The following is a 17,610-nucleotide window of genomic DNA, read 5'->3' as shown; positions in this document are numbered from 1 at the left end:
GGCCGAGCACACCAGGATCGCACCGTCCATCTGGGCGGCACCGGTGATCATGTTCTTGACGTAGTCGGCGTGACCCGGGCAATCCACGTGGGCGTAGTGACGGGTGGCGGATTCGTATTCGACGTGCGAGGTCGAAATCGTGATACCGCGAGCCTTCTCTTCCGGCGCCTTGTCGATCGCGTCGTACGCGTGAAATTCGCCACCGAAGCGCTCAGCGCCAATCTTGGTCAGCGCAGCGGTCAGCGTGGTCTTACCATGGTCGACGTGGCCGATGGTGCCGACGTTGACGTGCGGTTTGGTGCGCTCAAACTTACCCTTGGCCATGGCTGCTTCTTCTCGGTAATCAGATGAAAGTGTTACGTCAGTAAGATGGTGCTCACGAAAGGAATCGAACCTTCGACCTCCTCCTTACCAAGGAGGTGCTCTACCGACTGAGCTACGTGAGCGAGTTGTCTATTATGACATGTTTTCAATTTCGTTCAATGGAGCGGGAGACGGGAATCGAACCCGCACCATCAGCTTGGAAGGCTGAGGTTCTACCGTTGAACTACTCCCGCACCGGGAACACATGCATAACGTAAAACTGGTGGAGGGAGGTGGATTCGAACCACCGAAGGCGTAAGCCAGCAGATTTACAGTCTGCCCCCGTTGGCCGCTTGGGTATCCCTCCGCACCACTCCCTTGTCTAGGACCTTGGCCTTACCGGTCAGGGGTGGGTGAGCCCGCTATTCTGGTGATGGGCGCAGACCCTGTCAACAGAAATCTTCACATTCGATGAAAATATTTCTGACTGCAGCGGCGTACCGATCATTCGCCGGGCATCTTAAGCTTTTCGTCCGCAAAGATGGCGACATGCGGCACGCCATCCATTCCGATCCAGCCGCGATACATGCCTTCGGTATTGAACGGAGTCGACGCCTTCCCATCTGCGGACAACACGATGGCGCCACCATCTCCACCGAGCTCCGGCACGCGCTTGACGATGACTTCCTGCCCGGCCTGCGCCGGGGTCTCCTGCAAGTACTGCAGGCGCGCGCAGATCTCATGCGCTACCGCCAGGCGGATGTAGTACTCGCCCCAGCCGGTGCCGGACACGGCACACTGCGCATTGGCATAGGTGCCTGCACCGATGATTGGCGAATCCCCTACCCGGCCGTAGCGCTTGTTGGTCATGCCTCCGGTCGAGGTCCCGGCTGCCAGCCGGCCCTCGCGATCCAGCGCCACCGCGCCCACGGTGCCGAAATGCTTGGCGGTTTCCAGATCCGCGTGCGGCTGCCCGGCAACCTCTTCCTTCAGTGCCCGCTGCAGCTGCTGCCAGCGCTTCTCGGTGCGGAAGTAGGACGGATCGACCTGTTCGATCTTTTGCTCGGCGGCAAACATCTCCGCACCCTCGCCCACCATCATCACGTGTGGGGAATGTTCCATCACCGCACGCGCCAACAGGATCGGGTTCTTGACCGTGTGCACCCCGGCCACTGCACCGGCGCGCAGCGTGGCGCCATCCATCAGCGAGCTGTCCAGCTCGTTCTTGCCGTCGTGAGTGAATACCGCGCCGCGGCCCGCGTTGAAGGTCGGATCGTCCTCCAGCACGGTGATGGCGGCCGTCACCGCATCCAGCGCCGGCTTGCCCGCCATCAACGCCTCATGCCCCTTGCGCAACGCTTCGGTGAGCGCCGCGCGCGCCGCGCGCTCTTCTTCGGCACTGAAGTCCTTGCGTTCGACACCCGCGCCACCATGGATCACCAGCAACGGTGATGGCGCAGCGGCCGCGGCCGCCCCACAGGACAGCGTTGCCAGGCCCAGCAGTACTGCAGAAGTCAGCTTCATGTGTCGTCACTCCGAGGTAGAGCCCGATTCTAGGCACGCCGCGCCGGGTCTGAACAGACACCGCCAGGATGCCGCGCCCCCTCGGCATTCGAATGGAGCCGGATCCAGACAGGCGGTACCGGCATGGCACCGCCCACGAAACGCAGCAACCCCGGCCGGGCCCGGAAAGGAAAAAGGGGCCGAAGCCCCTTTCGTGACGCAGACACCCCGACGATCAGTCGGGCTGCAATTCAAGCTCACCATCCACAACACTGGCCATCGCGGTGAATGCGGCATCGTCAACGGTGAATCCATCCAGGTACAGGCGGCTACCGGTACCCACACCGGTCACCGGAATCGAACTGAACTCAAGCGGTTCGCCATCGCTGAGGCGATCTGCGGTGTGGCGCGGCATGACCAGCCACGCATAGCCGTCATCCAGCGAATAGACGCGCCCACGCCCATCCGCCTCGACACACAGCGCCGTGTCCTCATCCACGCCGATACCGACGATGTCGCCCTGACCCCGATCCTGGGCGGCGCGTGCGACAAATGCGATCAAGCGGCCCAGACGATCACGTTTGGCAAAATGCGTGTCGGTCACCACGTTGGACAGATACGGCATGGCCAGGAAGTCTTTGTCCATGGTGACTTCGCTCCCCATCGGATCGCTCAGCGCGGCCGGTGAATTGACGCTCCCCCCATCCAGGGCGCCATAGGCATACCCGCCCAGGATTGCCAGCCCGGCACTGGTTCCGCCAATCGGCTTGCCGGCGCGCACATGGGCATTGAGCACCTCATTGAGCCCGGTGCCCTTCCAGAAACGGATGTAGCGCGACTGGTCTCCGCCGGCGATGAAAATCGCATCGGCGCCCCGGACCACCCGCAGTACCGCCGGATCATCCGCGGCCTTGCGACTGTCGAAAACCAGCGTCTGTACCGCGGTGACACCACCGATGTCGTAATAGAGCTCCTTCTGCAGCTCATCGCCGCCGGATGCGCGCAGGATCACCACGCGCCCATTGCCGGCGCGCTCAACCCACCACTGGAATGCCTCCGGCACCCAATCGCCGCCCCCCATCAGCATCATCGCCGCCTGCGTTTCACCCGGGCGCGGTGTATCCAGATCACCGACTTCGTAGTAGCGGTATCCGGGCTGCGAGAGACCTCGGTTTTCCTCGGCGGCAGCCATCCCCGCCCCGCCGAATGCCAAGGCCATCAGCGCCAACCTTCCCAGCCACAAAACCTTGCGTCCCATACCGCCCTCCGCGCCGCACATGTAATCGCTTACACCCCTAATGCCAGACTTTCCGGCAGTGGTCAACAATGTAAAAAAGGTGTTAGATGGGTCACCCCATTCACATTTTCCTGACCGGGGCGCCCGGCATTACCGAGCGTGGCAAGGACATTTTCCAGAACACTTTTCATCAGAGAGCTGAGTCATGCGTAAGCACGCAATGGTGTGTTCAATCCAACTGGCCCTGCTGTCCATGGCCGCCCCCGCTCTGGCGCAATCCACATCGCAAGGCCAGCCCCAGCAACTGGATACCATCCAGGTCACCGGCTCACGCATTCCCCGCGCCCAGGTGGAGGGGCCGGCCCCGGTCACCGTAGTGACCGCCGAACAGATCAAATCGGCCGGCTTCACTTCCGTCCCGGATGTACTGCGCTCACTCAGCCAGAACAGCGGCAGCGTCCAGGGCCAGCAGAACACCACCGGCGCGCAGTCCACGCCCGGCGCCCAGGCGGTGGACCTGCGCGGGCTGGGACCCAACCACACCCTGGTATTGGTCAACGGCCGACGCATCGCCGATTTCCCGCTGCCACTGAATGGCCGCAGCAACTTCACTGATGTCGGCAACATCCCGCTGGGCATGATTGACCGGATTGAAGTGCTGACCGGCAGTGCATCGGCCGTCTACGGCTCCGATGCCATGGCCGGCGTCATCAACTTCATCCTGAAGAAGTCCACGGATGGAACCACCTTCGACTACCGCTTCGGCGATACCAGCCGCGGCGGTGGCTCTTCGCGTAATTTGACGATCACCACCGGCTTTGAGCAGGACAAGTTCAGCGGCATCGTCGGCGTTGAACTGATCAACAAGCACCCACTGTGGGGCACCGACCGCAACGTGCAGGACTCAACGCTGGATTCGCCGGCTGAAGAGCGTCGCCTGCCACGCCTGATCGCCCAGCTGCAGAACTGGGACGACGACGAAAACATCGCGCCGGATGACGGCTGCGCCGCGATGGCCGGCCTCAATGGCGGCACCACCGTGCTCGCCGAGAACGACTACGGCCCGTATTGCGGCAGCGAACGCGCCATTGCCTATCGCACCATCCAGAACGAGCGCAAAGGTTTCAATGCCTACGGCTCGTTCGAATACCGCTTCAACGATGCGCTCTCGTGGTTTGCCGATGTCCAGCTGGGCCGGCAGAAGGTCAAGCTGCTGACCGGCACCAACGGCAACGATGTCGCCAGCGACCATATGGGCTGGGAGTTCCACGACCCGAACTCGACCAACAACTACCGTAACAAAATCTTCTACAACGCCACCACCGAGCGGTACGAAAACTGGGCGCGCCAGTTCACCCCGGAGGAGGTTGGCGGCCTGCGAAACCGCATGAATACCACCACCCAGAAGACGTTCGCGGTGACTACCGGCCTCAAGGGCATGTTCGCCGAGGAATGGAACTGGGAGGCCGCCTACAACCACTCCCAGTACAAGGCTGACGTCAAGATGCCGCGCATCAAGGCGGCGGCAGCCAACCGACTGTTCCTGGGCGAGCTGAAGGGCTATGACGATGACGGCATCGCGATCTACACCCCGGACCCGGCACGGCTGTTCACGCCGTTGACCCAGGCCGAGTTCGCCTCGATCGCGGCGATGTCCACGTTCCGTCCTGAAGCCAAGAACGACAACCTCAGCTTCACCGTCGACACCGCATCGCTGTTCTCGTTGCCCGCGGGTGACGTCGGCTTCGCTGGCGCGGTGGAGTATGGCGAGCAGTCCTACAAGATCAACCCCGATCCGCTGGCGCTCACCGAAGACGCGTACTACGGCCCGCGCTACGGCGATGGCAGCGGCGACCGTGATCATTGGAGTGCCGCCGGCGAGTTGCGCCTGCCACTGGCCTCTTCCCTGCAGGCCAGCGTTGCCGGCCGCTATGACCGCTACAGCTACGGCAGCAAGAGCCCGGGCAAGTTCACCTACAGCGCAGGCCTGGAATGGCGCCCGCTGGATACGCTGCTGTTGCGCAGCTCCTATGGCACCGGCTTCCGCGCGCCGGACATGCACTACCTGTTTGCCGGAAACGACTATTACCGCACCCGCTTCGCCACCGACTACTTCCAGTGCCGCACCGCCGAGCCGGGGGTCACCGATGGCTACTGCTATGACGACGGCAGCTATGACGGCAGCACGTTCGATGTCTACAGCGGCAACATGAACCTGGACGAGGAGACCAGCAAGTCGTTCTCGGCCGGTTTTGTCTGGTCGCCGGTGGCCAATTTCGATCTGGCGGTGGATTACTACAAGATCCGGATCGAGAACCAGGTGCAGACGCAGGACCGCGAGCTGCTGCGCATCACCGAAGCCAACTGCCGCCTGGGCAGCACCGACAGCGGCGCCGCCGTGGACATCAACTCGCCGACCTGCGTGGACGCGTTGGCACGGGTGATTCGCGACGGTGATGGCAACATCACCAGCGTGCGCTTCGGCCCGATCAACATCGCCAACGAGGAAACCTCGGGCATCGACGTGGCTGCCAACTACCGTCTGCAGACCGCGAATGCAGGTGATTTCAGCATCACCGGCCAATACAACTGGACCCACCGCCACACCCGCCAGCAGTTCCCGGGCGATCCGAAGGAAGACATGCTCGATGTCAGCTTCAGCGCCACCACGTTGCCGCGGGTGAAGTCGAATATCGGCGTCAGCTGGGACAAGGGCGCCTGGGGTGCCAGCCTGTTCGGCAACTACCTGGGCAAGGTCGCCAACTACGACAACGATGCCTGGACCGAAGCCACCTGGCGCTTCAATGCCGGTGCACGCTACGACGTCACCGACCACCTGCGTGTCTCGGTGTCGGTCAACAACCTGTTTGACAAGATGCCGCCGAAGGATCCGACCTGGTCGAACTATCCCTACTACGACACCTCATGGTTCGACAGCATGGGCCGCAGCTACTACCTGCAGCTCACCTGGAAGCTGGGCGGCAAGGCGCTGTAGGGCCTGTCTGCATGTAGTACCAACAAGGCCCGTCAATAGCGGGCCTTGTTGTTTTACGCACGCTGCAACGTGCCTGCAATCCACCAGCAGCCCGGGTAGCCCGGGTAAGCGCAGCGCACACGGGCCACGGGAAGATCCGGACCTGACGGCGCCGGCATTTCTCCACAGCCGCTGTGTGCAATGGATGGAGAAGACTGTGGACAACTGTGCACAGGCATTGCGCTGCAATGCTTTCAAAAGCATGGTGAATTTTTCGCCAGCACATCGCGACGTACGCCGTACCGCCCACCTTGCAGGAGCGGCGGGAGCCGCGAAGTACGTGCATTGTCAGGTTGCATAAGTGCACCGCGCTTCAAGCATGCCCGCCTCATGGCTTACGTCACTCCAAGCCGGCGGTTCTCCACAAGCGCTGTGCGCAATGGATGGAGAAGGCTGTGGACAACCGTGCGCAGGCCTTGCACCGCAAGGGTTTCAAAAACGTGGCGAAAGATTGACCATGCAACAAACCACAGATACGACAAGGCCCCGCAATGCGGGGCCTTGATGGTGCGGCAACGCCGGTGGGATCAGACGTTGAAGCGGAAGTGCAGCACGTCGCCTTCCTTGACGATGTAGTCCTTGCCTTCCAGGCGCAGGCGGCCGGCTTCCTTGGCGCCCTGCTCACCCTTGAGGTTGATGAAGTCGTCGTAGGCGATGGTTTCGGCGCGGATGAAGCCACGCTCGAAGTCGGTATGGATCACGCCGGCGGCCTGCGGCGCGGTGGAACCGGCACGCAGCTGCCACGCGCGCACTTCCTTCACACCCGCGGTGAAATAGGTCTGCAGACCCAGCAACTTGTAGCCGGCGCGGATCACCCGGTTCAGGCCCGGCTCGTCCAGGCCGAGGTCCTTGAGGAACTCATCGCGATCGGCATCGTCCAGCTGCGCCATTTCTTCTTCGATAGCCGCGCACACCGGCACCACCTCGGCGCCTTCAGCCTCGGCACGCGCGCGCACCGCATCCAGGTGCGGATTGTTCTCGAAGCCATCCTCAGCGACGTTGGCGATGTACATCAGCGGCTTGAGGGTGATCAGGAACATGTCACGGATCAGCGCCTTCTCCTCGGCATCCAGACCGGCCGAACGCGCCGAACGACCCTGGTCGAGCACGGCGGACAGCTTTTCCAGCACCGGCTTGCGTGCCAGCGCCTCCTTGTCATTGGCCTTGGCCGCACGGGTGGCACGGTCCAGCGCCTTCAGCACCGATTCCAAGTCAGCCAGTGCCAGCTCGGTATCGATGGTTTCGATATCGGCGATCGGGTCGACCTTGTTGGCGACGTGGATGACATTGCCATCCTCGAAGCAGCGAACCACGTGGGCGATCGCGTCGGTCTCGCGGATGTGCGCCAGGAACTTGTTGCCCAGGCCCTCACCCTTGGAGGCGCCGGCGACCAGGCCGGCGATATCGACGAACTCCATGGTCGTCGGAATCACCCGCTCCGGCTTGACGATCGCCGCCAGCGCTTCCAGACGCGGATCGGGCACCGGCACGATGCCGGTGTTCGGCTCGATCGTGCAGAACGGGAAGTTGGCCGCGGCGATGCCCGCCTTGGTCAACGCATTGAACAGGGTCGACTTGCCGACGTTGGGCAGACCGACGATGCCACATTTGATACCCATGCTTACTCCACGATTCGAGATTCCGGTTTGCACTCTCGCCAGCATCAAGCCGCGAAAGCACAAGCCGCAATCATGGCCGTGCGGTGTGCAACCGCTTCATGGCCTCATTGAAATCACCTGCCACCGCCAGCGGCAGCACGTCGATGGCCGCATCGATGGCCTGCTCCATCAGCACCGCGTCCTGCGGCGACGGACGGTTCAGCACCCAGCCCACCACGCGGTCCTTGTGACCGGGATGGCCGATACCCAGACGCAAGCGATGGAACTTGCCATGCCCGAGCAAGCGGATGGTGTCACGCAGGCCGTTCTGGCCGCCGTGGCCACCGTCGAACTTGAGCCGCGCCACGCCGGGCGGCATGTCCAGTTCGTCGTGTGCGACCAGGGTCTGTTCCGGCTCGATCTTCCAGAACCGCTGCGCGGCGGTGATCGACTTGCCGGACAGATTCATGAAGGTCGCCGGCTTGAGCAGCCACACAGGCTGACCGCCGATATCGACCTTGGCCACTTCGCCGAACAGCTTGCTCTCAAGCGTCCAGCGCACACCCTGCCGCTCCGCCAGGGCCTCAACGAAATGAAACCCGGCATTGTGCCGGGTCCGGGCGTGTTCGGGTCCGGGGTTTCCCAGACCGACGATCAGTCGCAATCCTGTCATGTCAGACGCACCGCAGTGCCCGCCCCGGAAGGCGGGCACTGTCTGGCCGATTACTCGGCGGCCGGAGCCTCTTCGGCACCCGCGGTCTTGGCGATGACAACCGCATCGTCGTGACCCTTGCCCAGCTTCAGGGCCGGAATTTCCACACCGGCCGGCAGCTTCAGGTTCGACAGGTAGATCACGTCGCCGGCCTTCAGCTCGCCCAGGTCGACCACGATCGACTGCGGCAGATCCTTCGGCAGGCAGGCCACGCTGACTTCCTTCAGCTCGTGGGTCACCAGCACGTCGGAGGACTTGCCAGCCGGCGAGGTGTCTTCGTTGATGAAGGTCAGCGGCACCGAGGCGTGCAGCACTTCGTTGTCGCTCACGCGCTGGAAATCCAGGTGCATGATCAGCTGCTTGTACGGGTGACGCTGCATGTCACGCAGCAGCACCTTGTGGATGGTGCCGTCCAGGTTCAGGTCGATGATCGACGAGTAGAACCAGTCGTTGAACTGGGCCAGCCAGATTTCGTTGTGGTTGAACTGGACCATTGCCGGTTCGCGATCACCACCGTAGATGATGCCCGGCACCACGCCGGCATGACGCAGGCGGCGGCTCGCACCCTGACCTTGCACGTCACGACGGACGACTTTGATTTCGTGAGACTTTGCCATTGTTGACTACTCTTGGTTGATGCACCGCCTCGCGGCGCTGCGTAAAGACTCTTCCGCGACCAGAAGAGTCTGTTGTGGTCCCCGGCAGGCCGGGAACCGGATTCATCAATCCACGTACATCGAGCTGACCGACTCACCGAAGGCGATGCGGCGCATCGTCTCGGCCAGCATTTCGGCCACGCTGATCTGGCGGATCTTGGGACAGACGCGCGCCGCTTCGGAAAGCGGAATCGTATCGGTCACCACCAGCTCGTCGAGCTGCGAGTTGTTCAGGTTGTCCACGGCCGGGCCCGAGAGCACGGCGTGGGTGCAGTACGCGGCCACCTTCAGCGCGCCACGCGCCTTGAGGGCAGCAGCGGCGGCACAGAGGGTGCCCGCAGTGTCGACGATATCGTCGACCATCACGCAGGTCTTGCCCTCGACGTCACCGATGATGTTCATCACCGTGGCGACGTTGGCACGCGGACGACGCTTGTCGATGATGGCCAGGTCGGCATCATCCAGGCGCTTGGCCACGGCACGGGCGCGCACCACGCCACCCACGTCCGGACTGACCACGATCAGGTTGTCGGTGCCGTAGGCGCGCCAGATGTCGGCCAGCAGCAGCGGCGAGGCGTAGACATTGTCCACCGGCATGTCGAAAAAACCCTGGATCTGGTCGGCATGCAGGTCGACGGTGAGGATCTGGTCGGTATTGACCGCCGAGAACATCTTGGCCGCGACCTTGGCGGTGATCGGCACGCGCGAGGAACGCATGCGGCGATCCTGGCGGGCGTAGCCGAAGTACGGCACCACCGCGGTGACGGAAGAGGCGCTCGCGCGCTTGAGCGCGTCGATGATCACCAGCAGTTCCATCAGGTTTTCCGCGCTGGGCGCGCCCGTGGACTGCACCACGAACACGTCCTGCTTGCGCACGTTTTCCTGGATCTCGACCTGCACTTCGCCGTCGGAGAACTTGGACACGAGCGCCTTGCCGGGCCTCACCCCCAGTTCCTTGCAGATGCTCTGCGCAAGATGGCGGTTGGCATTGCCGGAAAAGACCAGCAGGTTAGGGGACTCTTGCATGACAGCTCTCTCGGGCGGGGGCGAGTAGCGAAAAGACATCAGGGGTGCAGAAGTGGCGCGTGTTGCGTGTCGCGCACTCCATTGCGCTTACAGCCGTAGGAAAGAGTGGCAGGGGCGGTAGGATTCGAACCTACGAATGCCAGGATCAAAACCTGGTGCCTTGGGCCTCTTGGCGACGCCCCTGCATCAAACAATTCCTGTCGTCTCCAGCGCATCGAGCAGTGGCGAGTGATCAACACTCGCAGCCACCCATGCCCGCAGCTCCTTCGGCAATTCCGCCAGGGCCTGCTCTGCGGCAGCGCATGTGGCGAATTCGACGAAACAACCGCTTCCCGACCCCGTGAGCCGTGCCCGACCCATGCCTGCCAATGCCTGGAATACCGCCTCGATGGCAGGTTCCCGACGCCGCAGCACCGGCTCGAACGCATTTCCGAGGACGGTCCCGGAAGCGAAGTCGGCTATTTTCACGGGTGTGGCATCCCGCGTCAAATCCGGTGAACGGAAAAGTTCAGCCGTGGGCACATGGACACCCGGATCCACCAGCACATACCACGCCTGCGGCAGGGTCAGCGGCGTGAGCTTTTCGCCCACCCCTTCGGCCCAGGCGTTGCGCCCGCGCACGAACACCGGCACATCCGCGCCCAGTCCCAGCGCCAGCGCGGCCAGCGCGTCTTCATCCAAGCCGGTATCCCAGAGCAGGTTCAACGCCACCAGGACGGTGGCCGCATCGGAGGAACCGCCACCGAACCCGCCGCCGGCCGGAATGTGCTTTTCGACCCGGATATCGGCCCCCAGCGTGCTGGCGGACGCCTTCTGCAACGCCAGCGCCGCGCGCACCACCAGGTCGTCGGCCTCGGCCACGCCGGGAACAGACGGTCCCTCGCGATGGATCTGACCGTCTTCACGCACACGCAGGCCGATCCGGTCACCCCAGTCCAGCAGACGGAACACGCTCTGCAGTTCGTGGTAGCCATCAGCCCGGCGGCCGGTGATATGCAGAAACAGATTCAGCTTGGCCGGCGCCGGCCAGTACGACCAGCCCGGGCCATCGACAACCGTGTTCATGGAGTGCCCATTCCCCATTCATCGATGATCAGCCGCACCTTGGCATCGCCATTGACCGCCTCGATCCGCCGCGGCAGCGACGGGCGCCCGGCTTCGGCCGGGTACCAGTCCAGGTAGTCGACCTGCCAGCCCTGCTGGCGCAACACCCGCGGCCGGCCTTCGGCATCGAACCCCAAATGATCGGGGGCCACCGCATCCTGCGCCGACAGACCCCGCACCCAGTCGGGCAGCTGGGCGACCGGGATTTCCCAGCCGGTGGCCTGCAGCAGCACCAGACCGGCATCGTCACCGGCGCGCGGGCCACCCTCCAGGCCGTCCAGCCGCGCCGGCTGACCGGGACCGCCGCTGAGCTGCCAGCTCTGGCGGGTGACCGGCGCCGCCAGGCTGATGCGGTAGTCCTGTGCCTGCTGCTGCCAGTCGATGCGGCCGTTGCCGCCATTCTTGCCTTTGCTGATCGCCACGCGTCCCTGGAAGGACCATTGCGGCTGCGCGCGCACGGCGGCCTGCCGCGCGTGCTCGGCGGCCTGTGCCGCGGCCGATACCTGCGCCACCTCGGCGGCCACCGGCGCTTTCTGTTTCGTTCCGACCGAACCACAGGCGCCCAGCGCCGCAGCCGTCACCAAAACCAGCGGTATCCGCCACATCAACGTATTCATGCACCTAACTTCTCAGTCGCACGCTGCAGCGCGCGGTTGTCCGGATCCAGCTTGCGGGCCTCCTCGAAGAAGCGCCGGGCTTCCTCCTTCTGGCCCAGCACCCACAGTACTTCGCCCACGTGGGCGGCAATTTCCGGGTCCTTGTTCAAGGTCCAGGCGCGGCGCAGCTGCACCAGCGCCTCCTCGTTGCGCCCGAGCCGGTAGAGCACCCAGCCGTAGCTGTCGACGATGGCGGCATTGTCCGGCTCGGCGACGCGGGCGCGGTCGATCAGCTCCAGCGCTTCCTGGTAACGGCTGGTGCGATCGGCCAAGGTGTAGCCCAGCGCATTGAGCGCGGCCACGTTTTCCGGCTCGGTGACCAGGATCTTGCGCAGATCGGCCTCGGCACGCGGCACGTCGTCATTGCGTTCCCACGCCAGCGCCCGGGCATACAGCAGGGCGTTGTCATCCGGGTAGGCCGCCAGCCCGCGCGCCAGCACATCCAGCTCGCCACGCGCATCGTCATCGCGCAGCCGCAGCTCAGCCTCCAACAGGTAGGCGTCGCGGCGCACCTCGTCATCGACCGCGGCATCGCCCTGGATTGCACGCACCTCCTGGGTGGCCTGTTTCTTTTCGCCCAGCTCGTGCAGCGCATTCACCGCCCGCAGGCGGGCCTCGCCCCGCTGCGGCCCGCCGGGAACACCGTGATACCAGTCCACGGCTTCCGGGTAGCGCTTGAGGTACTCGGCGATCTTGCCCAGCAGCAGACGCTGCTCGGGATCGGGCTTGCTGGCCTTGGCCGAGATGTCCCGATACAGCGCCAGCAGCGCCGCATCGTCCTTCTGCTTGGCCAGCAGCGAGGCGCGCATGCCCCAGGTCTGCAGGTTCTGTTCACCGATCGACAGCACACGCTCTGCTGCCGCCGGCGCGCCGAACGCGTCGTAGGCGAAGGCCAGCGCGTTGCGCAGCTCCTCGTCTCCCACGGCCTTGGGCTCGACGCCTTTGAGCAGCGCCAGCGCCTCATCCTTCTTGCCGGCCTGGTTGAGCTGGGAGGCATGCAGCAAGGTCACCCGCGGCTCGTCCGGGAAACGCCTGACCACTTCCCCGACCATGCGCCGGGCCAGCTCGGGCCGCTCCATCCGCAGCGCCAGACGGCCGAATTCCTGCCAGGCCTCCAGGTCATCGGGAATCGCGCCGGCATCGACCAGCGCTCCCAGCACCTGCGCCGGCACCGCCGGATCACGCCCGCCAGTGGCCAGCGCCAGCAGCGCATAGCGCCAGCTCCGTGGCTCTGGCGCGCGCAGGACTGTCAGCAGCTCTTTGCGCGCCAGTCGTGTATCGCCCTTGCGCATGGCCAGCGAGGCACGGGTGCCATGCACCGCCAGCGAACCCGGATCCCGCCGCGCCCATAGCGCCAGCGCTTCGGCGGCGCGGGTGTCATCGTCGGCCAGCATCGCGATGCGCGTGGCCCGTTCGGCCAGCCCCGCATCATCCTTGCCTTCTTGCGCGGCCTGCAGGTACCAGCGCGCGGCATCGGCCAGCTTGCCGGCCTGGAGCGAAAACTCGCCGGCCAATACCGGCGTCAGCGAGGCACTGTGATCGGCTGATTCCTTGTCCCATACGGCCTGCGGCGGGGCCGCCGACAGCGGAAATACCGGCAAACAGAGCAACAGAACGGTGCATATGCGATTGAGTACGGGCATCTGGCGCGACCGGGCCGTAAAATGGCGGCCTTGAATGGCCAGCAGCTTATCGCAAGCAACTGAACGAATGACCCTGTGGGTGCTCGGACTGAATCACCAGACCGCGCCGGTGGAACTGCGCGAACGCGCGGCCTTCGGCGGCGACGCCCTGCCCCGCGCGCTGGAATCGCTGCGGCAATCGGCGGAGCTGTCCGAGGCCGTGCTGCTGTCCACCTGCAACCGCACCGAGCTGTACGCGGTGGCCGAGGACAGCCAGGCGCTGGCCCACTGGCTGCAATCCCACGCCGGTGATCTGCAGGGCTACCTGTACCAGCACTGCGACGGCGAGGCGGTGCGTCACCTGTTCCGCGTGGCCACCGGACTGGATTCGATGGTGCTGGGCGAGCCGCAGATCCTGGGACAGGTGAAAGATGCCTGGGCACTGGCCCGCGACAGCGGTGCGATCGGCCAGCAGCTCGATCGCCTGTTCCAGCAGACGTTCTCGGTCGCCAAGCGTGCCCGCACCGACACCCGGATCGGCGCCAACCCGGTCTCGGTGGCATCCACCGCGGTACGGCTGGCGCAGGACTCTTTCGCGCGGATGGACGAATCCAGCGTGCTGCTGGTGGGTGCCGGCGAAACCATCGAGCTGGCGGCCAAGCACCTGAGCGAGGCCAAGGTGAAACGGCTGCTGATCGCCAACCGGACGCTGGCCCACGCCCAGGATCTGGCTACCCGTCACGGTGGCGTGGCCTTGCCGCTGGGCGAACTGGAGCGGCATCTGGGCGAGGCCGACGTGGTGTTCTCCGCCACCGCCGCGCGCGAACCGGTGATCCTGCACCGCCATGTCGCCACCGCGCTGCGCTCACGCCGGCACAAGCCGATGCTGCTGTTCGACCTGGCGGTGCCGCGCGATATCGAAGCCGAAGTAGGCAGCCTGTCCGATGCCTACCTGTACACGGTGGACGACATGGAGCGTGCGGTGGAGGAAAACCGCCGCGGACGCCGTGAAGCCGCGGCCGAAGCCGAAGCCATCATCGACCTGCAGGTCAGCCGTTACCAGGAAAGCCTGCGCGCGGCACACCTGCAGGCGCCGATCCGGCAGTTGCGCGCGTTCGGCGAGGCCACCCGTTCCGAACTGCTGGCCAAGGCCCGGCAGCAGCTGGCCCATGGCAAGCCGGCCGAGGACGTGCTCGACCAGCTCGCCCACAGCCTGACCAATCGCCTGCTGCATCCGCCCACCGCCGCGCTGCGCCAGGCCGCGCTGGAAGGCGACACCGAACTCACCCGCGCCGCCGAGCGCCTGTTCCCGGCCACCCCCGGGTATCAACACCCTGTTGCGAGGACCGATGACGCCGACCCTGCGCCGTAAGCTGCTGGCACTGGCCGAGCGCCGTGAAGAACTCGAACGCCTGCTGTCCGAACCGGACGTGGTCGCCGACAACGAGCGCTTCCGCAACTTCTCCCGCGAATTCTCCCAGCTCGAACCGGTCGCCACCGCGCTGGCCGAGGAAGCGCGGGCCAAGGCCGACCTGGCCGCGGCCGAAGCTATGCGCGCCGACCCGGAACTGCGCGAGCTGGCCGAGGAGGAGATCGCCGGCGCGCAGGCGCGCCTGCAGCGGCTGGACGAGGAACTGGCGCTGTTGCTGGTGCCACGCGATCCGCGCGACGACGGCAACCTGTTCCTGGAAGTGCGCGCCGGCACCGGCGGCGACGAGGCGGCGATCTTCGCCGGCGACCTGTTCCGCATGTACGCCCGCTACGCCGAGCGCCAGGGCTGGAAGGTGGAGATCGAGTCGGACAACCCCGGCGAGCATGGCGGCTACAAGGAAGTGGTGGCGCGCGTGGTCGGCCGCGGCGCGTACTCGCGCCTGAAATTCGAATCCGGCACCCATCGCGTGCAGCGGGTGCCGGCCACCGAATCGCAAGGCCGCATCCACACCTCGGCCGCCACCGTGGCGATCATTCCCGAGGCCGATGACGTCGAAGACGTCGTGATCAACCCGGCCGATCTGCGGGTGGACACGTTCCGCTCTTCCGGCGCCGGTGGCCAGCACGTCAACAAGACCGAATCGGCGATCCGCATCACCCACGTGCCCAGTGGCGTGGTGGTCGAATGCCAGACCGAGCGCAGCCAGCACGCCAACCGCGACAAAGCGATGAAGCGGCTCAAGGCTCAGCTGCTCGACGCCGAGCGCAGCAAGCAGGCCGCGGCGCAGGCCGAATCCCGGCGCCTGCAGGTCGGCAGCGGCGACCGCAGCCAGCGCATCCGCACCTACAACTTCCCGCAGGGCCGCATCACCGACCACCGCGTCGAGGGCCTGACCCTGTACGACCTGCCCAACATCATCGAAGGCGATCTGGACGCGCTGGTCGGCCGCCTGCAGCACGAGCACCAGGTCGACGAACTGGCGCGACTGGCCGAGGGCAGCTGAGGATGGACGCGCTGGGCGAACGCGACCAGTTGCGCGCGGCGGTCGCCCGCCAGCCGGCCGATTTCATCGCCTGGGTGATGCTGGCCGACGCCGAGCTGTCGCTGGGCGAGCTCGCGGCTGGCGAGAACGCGGCATTGCGTGCCCTACAGCTGCGGGCCGCACATCCCGAGGCGCTGGCCCGTCTGGGCCGCGTCCGCTGGATGCAGGGACGCCATGACGAGGCGGCAACGGCGCTGCAACAGGCTGCCGCCGCTGCTCCGCAGCACCCGGGTATCGCGTTGTGGCTGGGGCATGTTCTGGAAGATGCCGGCCAGCCCGAAGCCGCCGCCGACGCCTACCGCCGTGCCCACATGCTGGTGCCCGACGAGGCCTATATGGCCGCACAACGGCTGAACTGGCAGCGCCGCCTGTGCGACTGGCGCGATCTGGAAGCGCTGTCCCAGCAGGTGCGCGCGGCCGTCGCCGCGGGCAATCCGGCGGTGGAACCGTTCGCCTTCCTCAGCGAGGACGCCAACGCCGCCGAACAACTGGCCTGCGCCCGGCAGCGCGCGCAGGTGATCGCCCAATCCGCCCCGCGCCTGCCTGCCACCTCGCTGCGCACGCACGGGCCGCTGCGCATCGGCTTTCTGTCCAACGGCTTCGGCGCCCATCCCACCGGCCTGCTGACCGTGGCGCTGTTCGAGCAGCTGCGCGCGCACCCGTCGCTGCAGATCCACCTGTTCGCGATCAACCGCGACGATGGCAGCACGATCCGCCAGCGCCTGCGTACGGCCAGTCACACCCTGCACGACGTGGAGGGACAACCGCACACCGGCATCGCCCGGCGCATCCGCGAAGCCGGTATCGACATCCTGTTCGACCTGCGCGGGTGGGGCGGCGGCGGCACGCCGGAGGTGCTGGCAATGCGCCCGGCGCCGCTGCAGATCAACTGGTTGGCCTACCCCGGCACCTCGGGTGCGCCGTGGATCGATTACGTGCTGGCCGACAGTTTCGTGCTGCCACCCGCGCTTGAACACGGTTTCAGCGAGAAGGTGCTGCGCCTGCCGCGGGCGTTCCAGCCCTCGGACAACACCCGTGTGCCCGAACCGCCGCCGGCGCGGGAGGACTGCGGCCTGCCCGCAGACGCGGTGGTGCTGTGCTGCTTCAACAACAGCTACAAGCTCAACCCGCGCAGCGTCGGGCGGTTGCTGGAGATCCTGCGGCAGGTGCCCGACAGTGTGCTGTGGCTGCTGTCCGGACCGGGCCAGGCCGATGCGCGGTTGCGCGCGATCGCCCGCCAGCAGGGTCTGGATCCGGCGCGTCTGGTGTTCATGGCCAAGCTGCCGCACCCGCAGTATCTGGCGCGCTACCGGCATGCCGACCTATTCCTGGACACGCATCCGTACAACGCCCACACCACCGCCTCGGACGCGCTGTGGGCCGGTTGCCCGGTGCTCACCGCACCCGGCCATACCTTTGCCGCACGCGTGGCCGGCAGCCTCAACCATCACCTGGGCCTGGACGACATGAACGTGGCCGACGACGCTCGCTTCGTCCAGACAGCCGTGGCGCTGGGCAACGACCGCAGCGCGCTGCAGGCGCTACGCGCGCGGCTGCGCGCCGCCCGCGCACACTCGGGCCTGTTCGACATGCAAGGTTTTGCCAGCGACTTTGCGGCCCTGCTGCAGCAGCTTGCCCGTCACCACGGCTGGCACGGCACTGACGCCGGCTGACCGCGGCCTGCG

Annotated in this window: 14 protein-coding genes and 4 tRNA genes; 4 read left to right on the top strand and 14 right to left on the bottom strand. The window is 65.5% G+C overall.

What is annotated here, in order from left to right:
* The 6 genes from ARC78_RS15125 to ARC78_RS15100 all read right to left on the bottom strand — a co-directional run.
* Nucleotides 1–324, bottom strand: a 324-nt coding sequence (locus ARC78_RS15125) for a GTP-binding protein (RefSeq protein ID WP_199398912.1), incomplete at its 3' end; no start/stop codon positions are given.
* A gap of 46 nt (nucleotides 325–370) precedes the next feature.
* Nucleotides 371–446 (bottom strand) — tRNA-Thr (locus tag ARC78_RS15120).
* A gap of 37 nt (nucleotides 447–483) precedes the next feature.
* A tRNA-Gly gene (locus ARC78_RS15115) sits at nucleotides 484–557 on the bottom strand.
* Nucleotides 558–584: 27 nt separating this feature from the next.
* Nucleotides 585–670 (bottom strand) — tRNA-Tyr (locus ARC78_RS15110).
* Between the two features lie 137 nt (nucleotides 671–807).
* Nucleotides 808–1,827: an isoaspartyl peptidase/L-asparaginase family protein gene (locus tag ARC78_RS15105; protein WP_057506577.1), complete on the bottom strand. Its 1,020-nt coding sequence runs from the start codon at nucleotides 1,825–1,827 to the stop codon at nucleotides 808–810.
* A 214-nt stretch (nucleotides 1,828–2,041) separates the two neighbouring features.
* Nucleotides 2,042–3,064 (bottom strand): cyanophycinase, encoded by a 1,023-nt coding sequence (locus ARC78_RS15100; RefSeq protein WP_054658196.1) that lies wholly within the window; start codon nucleotides 3,062–3,064, stop codon nucleotides 2,042–2,044.
* 184 nt (nucleotides 3,065–3,248) lie between these two features.
* On the opposite strand from ARC78_RS15100, the gene ARC78_RS15095 reads away from it, so the two are divergent.
* Nucleotides 3,249–6,038, top strand: a complete 2,790-nt coding sequence (locus ARC78_RS15095) for a TonB-dependent receptor plug domain-containing protein (RefSeq protein ID WP_057506576.1) — start codon at nucleotides 3,249–3,251, stop codon at nucleotides 6,036–6,038.
* Nucleotides 6,039–6,604: 566 nt separating this feature from the next.
* On the opposite strand, the gene ychF is transcribed toward ARC78_RS15095, so the two are convergent.
* The 8 genes from ychF to ARC78_RS15055 all read right to left on the bottom strand — a co-directional run bounded on the left by ychF (nucleotide 6,605) and on the right by ARC78_RS15055 (nucleotide 13,472).
* Nucleotides 6,605–7,696: a redox-regulated ATPase YchF gene (ychF, locus tag ARC78_RS15090; RefSeq protein ID WP_057506575.1), complete on the bottom strand. Its 1,092-nt coding sequence runs from the start codon at nucleotides 7,694–7,696 to the stop codon at nucleotides 6,605–6,607.
* Nucleotides 7,697–7,766: 70 nt separating this feature from the next.
* A complete protein-coding gene (pth, locus tag ARC78_RS15085) occupies nucleotides 7,767–8,348 on the bottom strand; it encodes an aminoacyl-tRNA hydrolase (RefSeq protein WP_057506574.1) in 582 nt (193 codons plus the stop codon).
* A 50-nt stretch (nucleotides 8,349–8,398) separates the two neighbouring features.
* Complete coding sequence (locus ARC78_RS15080; RefSeq protein WP_054658192.1) at nucleotides 8,399–9,004, bottom strand: 50S ribosomal protein L25/general stress protein Ctc; 606 nt, start codon at nucleotides 9,002–9,004, stop codon at nucleotides 8,399–8,401.
* A 105-nt stretch (nucleotides 9,005–9,109) separates the two neighbouring features.
* Complete coding sequence (locus ARC78_RS15075) at nucleotides 9,110–10,069, bottom strand: ribose-phosphate diphosphokinase (protein WP_054658190.1); 960 nt, start codon at nucleotides 10,067–10,069, stop codon at nucleotides 9,110–9,112.
* A gap of 106 nt (nucleotides 10,070–10,175) precedes the next feature.
* A tRNA-Gln gene (locus ARC78_RS15070) sits at nucleotides 10,176–10,252 on the bottom strand.
* A 3-nt stretch (nucleotides 10,253–10,255) separates the two neighbouring features.
* Entirely contained in the window at nucleotides 10,256–11,134 is an 879-nt protein-coding gene (ispE, locus tag ARC78_RS15065; protein WP_089153139.1) for a 4-(cytidine 5'-diphospho)-2-C-methyl-D-erythritol kinase, read from the bottom strand.
* Complete coding sequence (gene lolB, locus ARC78_RS15060; RefSeq protein WP_057506573.1) at nucleotides 11,131–11,790, bottom strand: lipoprotein insertase outer membrane protein LolB; 660 nt, start codon at nucleotides 11,788–11,790, stop codon at nucleotides 11,131–11,133. The genes ispE and lolB overlap by 4 nt, the downstream gene beginning before the upstream one ends.
* Nucleotides 11,787–13,472, bottom strand: a complete 1,686-nt coding sequence (locus tag ARC78_RS15055; RefSeq protein ID WP_057506572.1) for a tetratricopeptide repeat protein — start codon at nucleotides 13,470–13,472, stop codon at nucleotides 11,787–11,789. Before ARC78_RS15055 ends, lolB begins: the two co-directional genes overlap by 4 nt.
* A 67-nt stretch (nucleotides 13,473–13,539) precedes the next feature.
* Between ARC78_RS15055 and hemA the strand changes: the two genes are divergently transcribed.
* From hemA to ARC78_RS15040, 3 genes are read left to right on the top strand one after another with little or no spacing between them, the layout of a single operon-like run.
* Complete coding sequence (gene hemA / locus ARC78_RS15050; RefSeq protein WP_054660069.1) at nucleotides 13,540–14,823, top strand: glutamyl-tRNA reductase; 1,284 nt, start codon at nucleotides 13,540–13,542, stop codon at nucleotides 14,821–14,823.
* Nucleotides 14,801–15,886: a peptide chain release factor 1 gene (gene prfA, locus ARC78_RS15045; RefSeq protein WP_057506571.1), complete on the top strand. Its 1,086-nt coding sequence runs from the start codon at nucleotides 14,801–14,803 to the stop codon at nucleotides 15,884–15,886. Before hemA ends, prfA begins: the two co-directional genes overlap by 23 nt.
* A 2-nt stretch (nucleotides 15,887–15,888) precedes the next feature.
* Nucleotides 15,889–17,598, top strand: a complete 1,710-nt coding sequence (locus ARC78_RS15040; protein ID WP_057506570.1) for an O-linked N-acetylglucosamine transferase, SPINDLY family protein — start codon at nucleotides 15,889–15,891, stop codon at nucleotides 17,596–17,598.
* The last annotated feature ends 12 nt before the right edge of the window (nucleotides 17,599–17,610 follow it).

Origin of the sequence: Stenotrophomonas pictorum JCM 9942 (genome assembly GCF_001431585.1) — a bacterium.
In the GTDB taxonomy this organism is placed as follows: Bacteria; Pseudomonadota; Gammaproteobacteria; order Xanthomonadales; family Xanthomonadaceae; genus Stenotrophomonas; species Stenotrophomonas pictorum.
The sequence above is the reverse complement of the archived record's forward strand: the minus strand, read 5'-3'. Positions and strand labels throughout refer to the sequence as shown.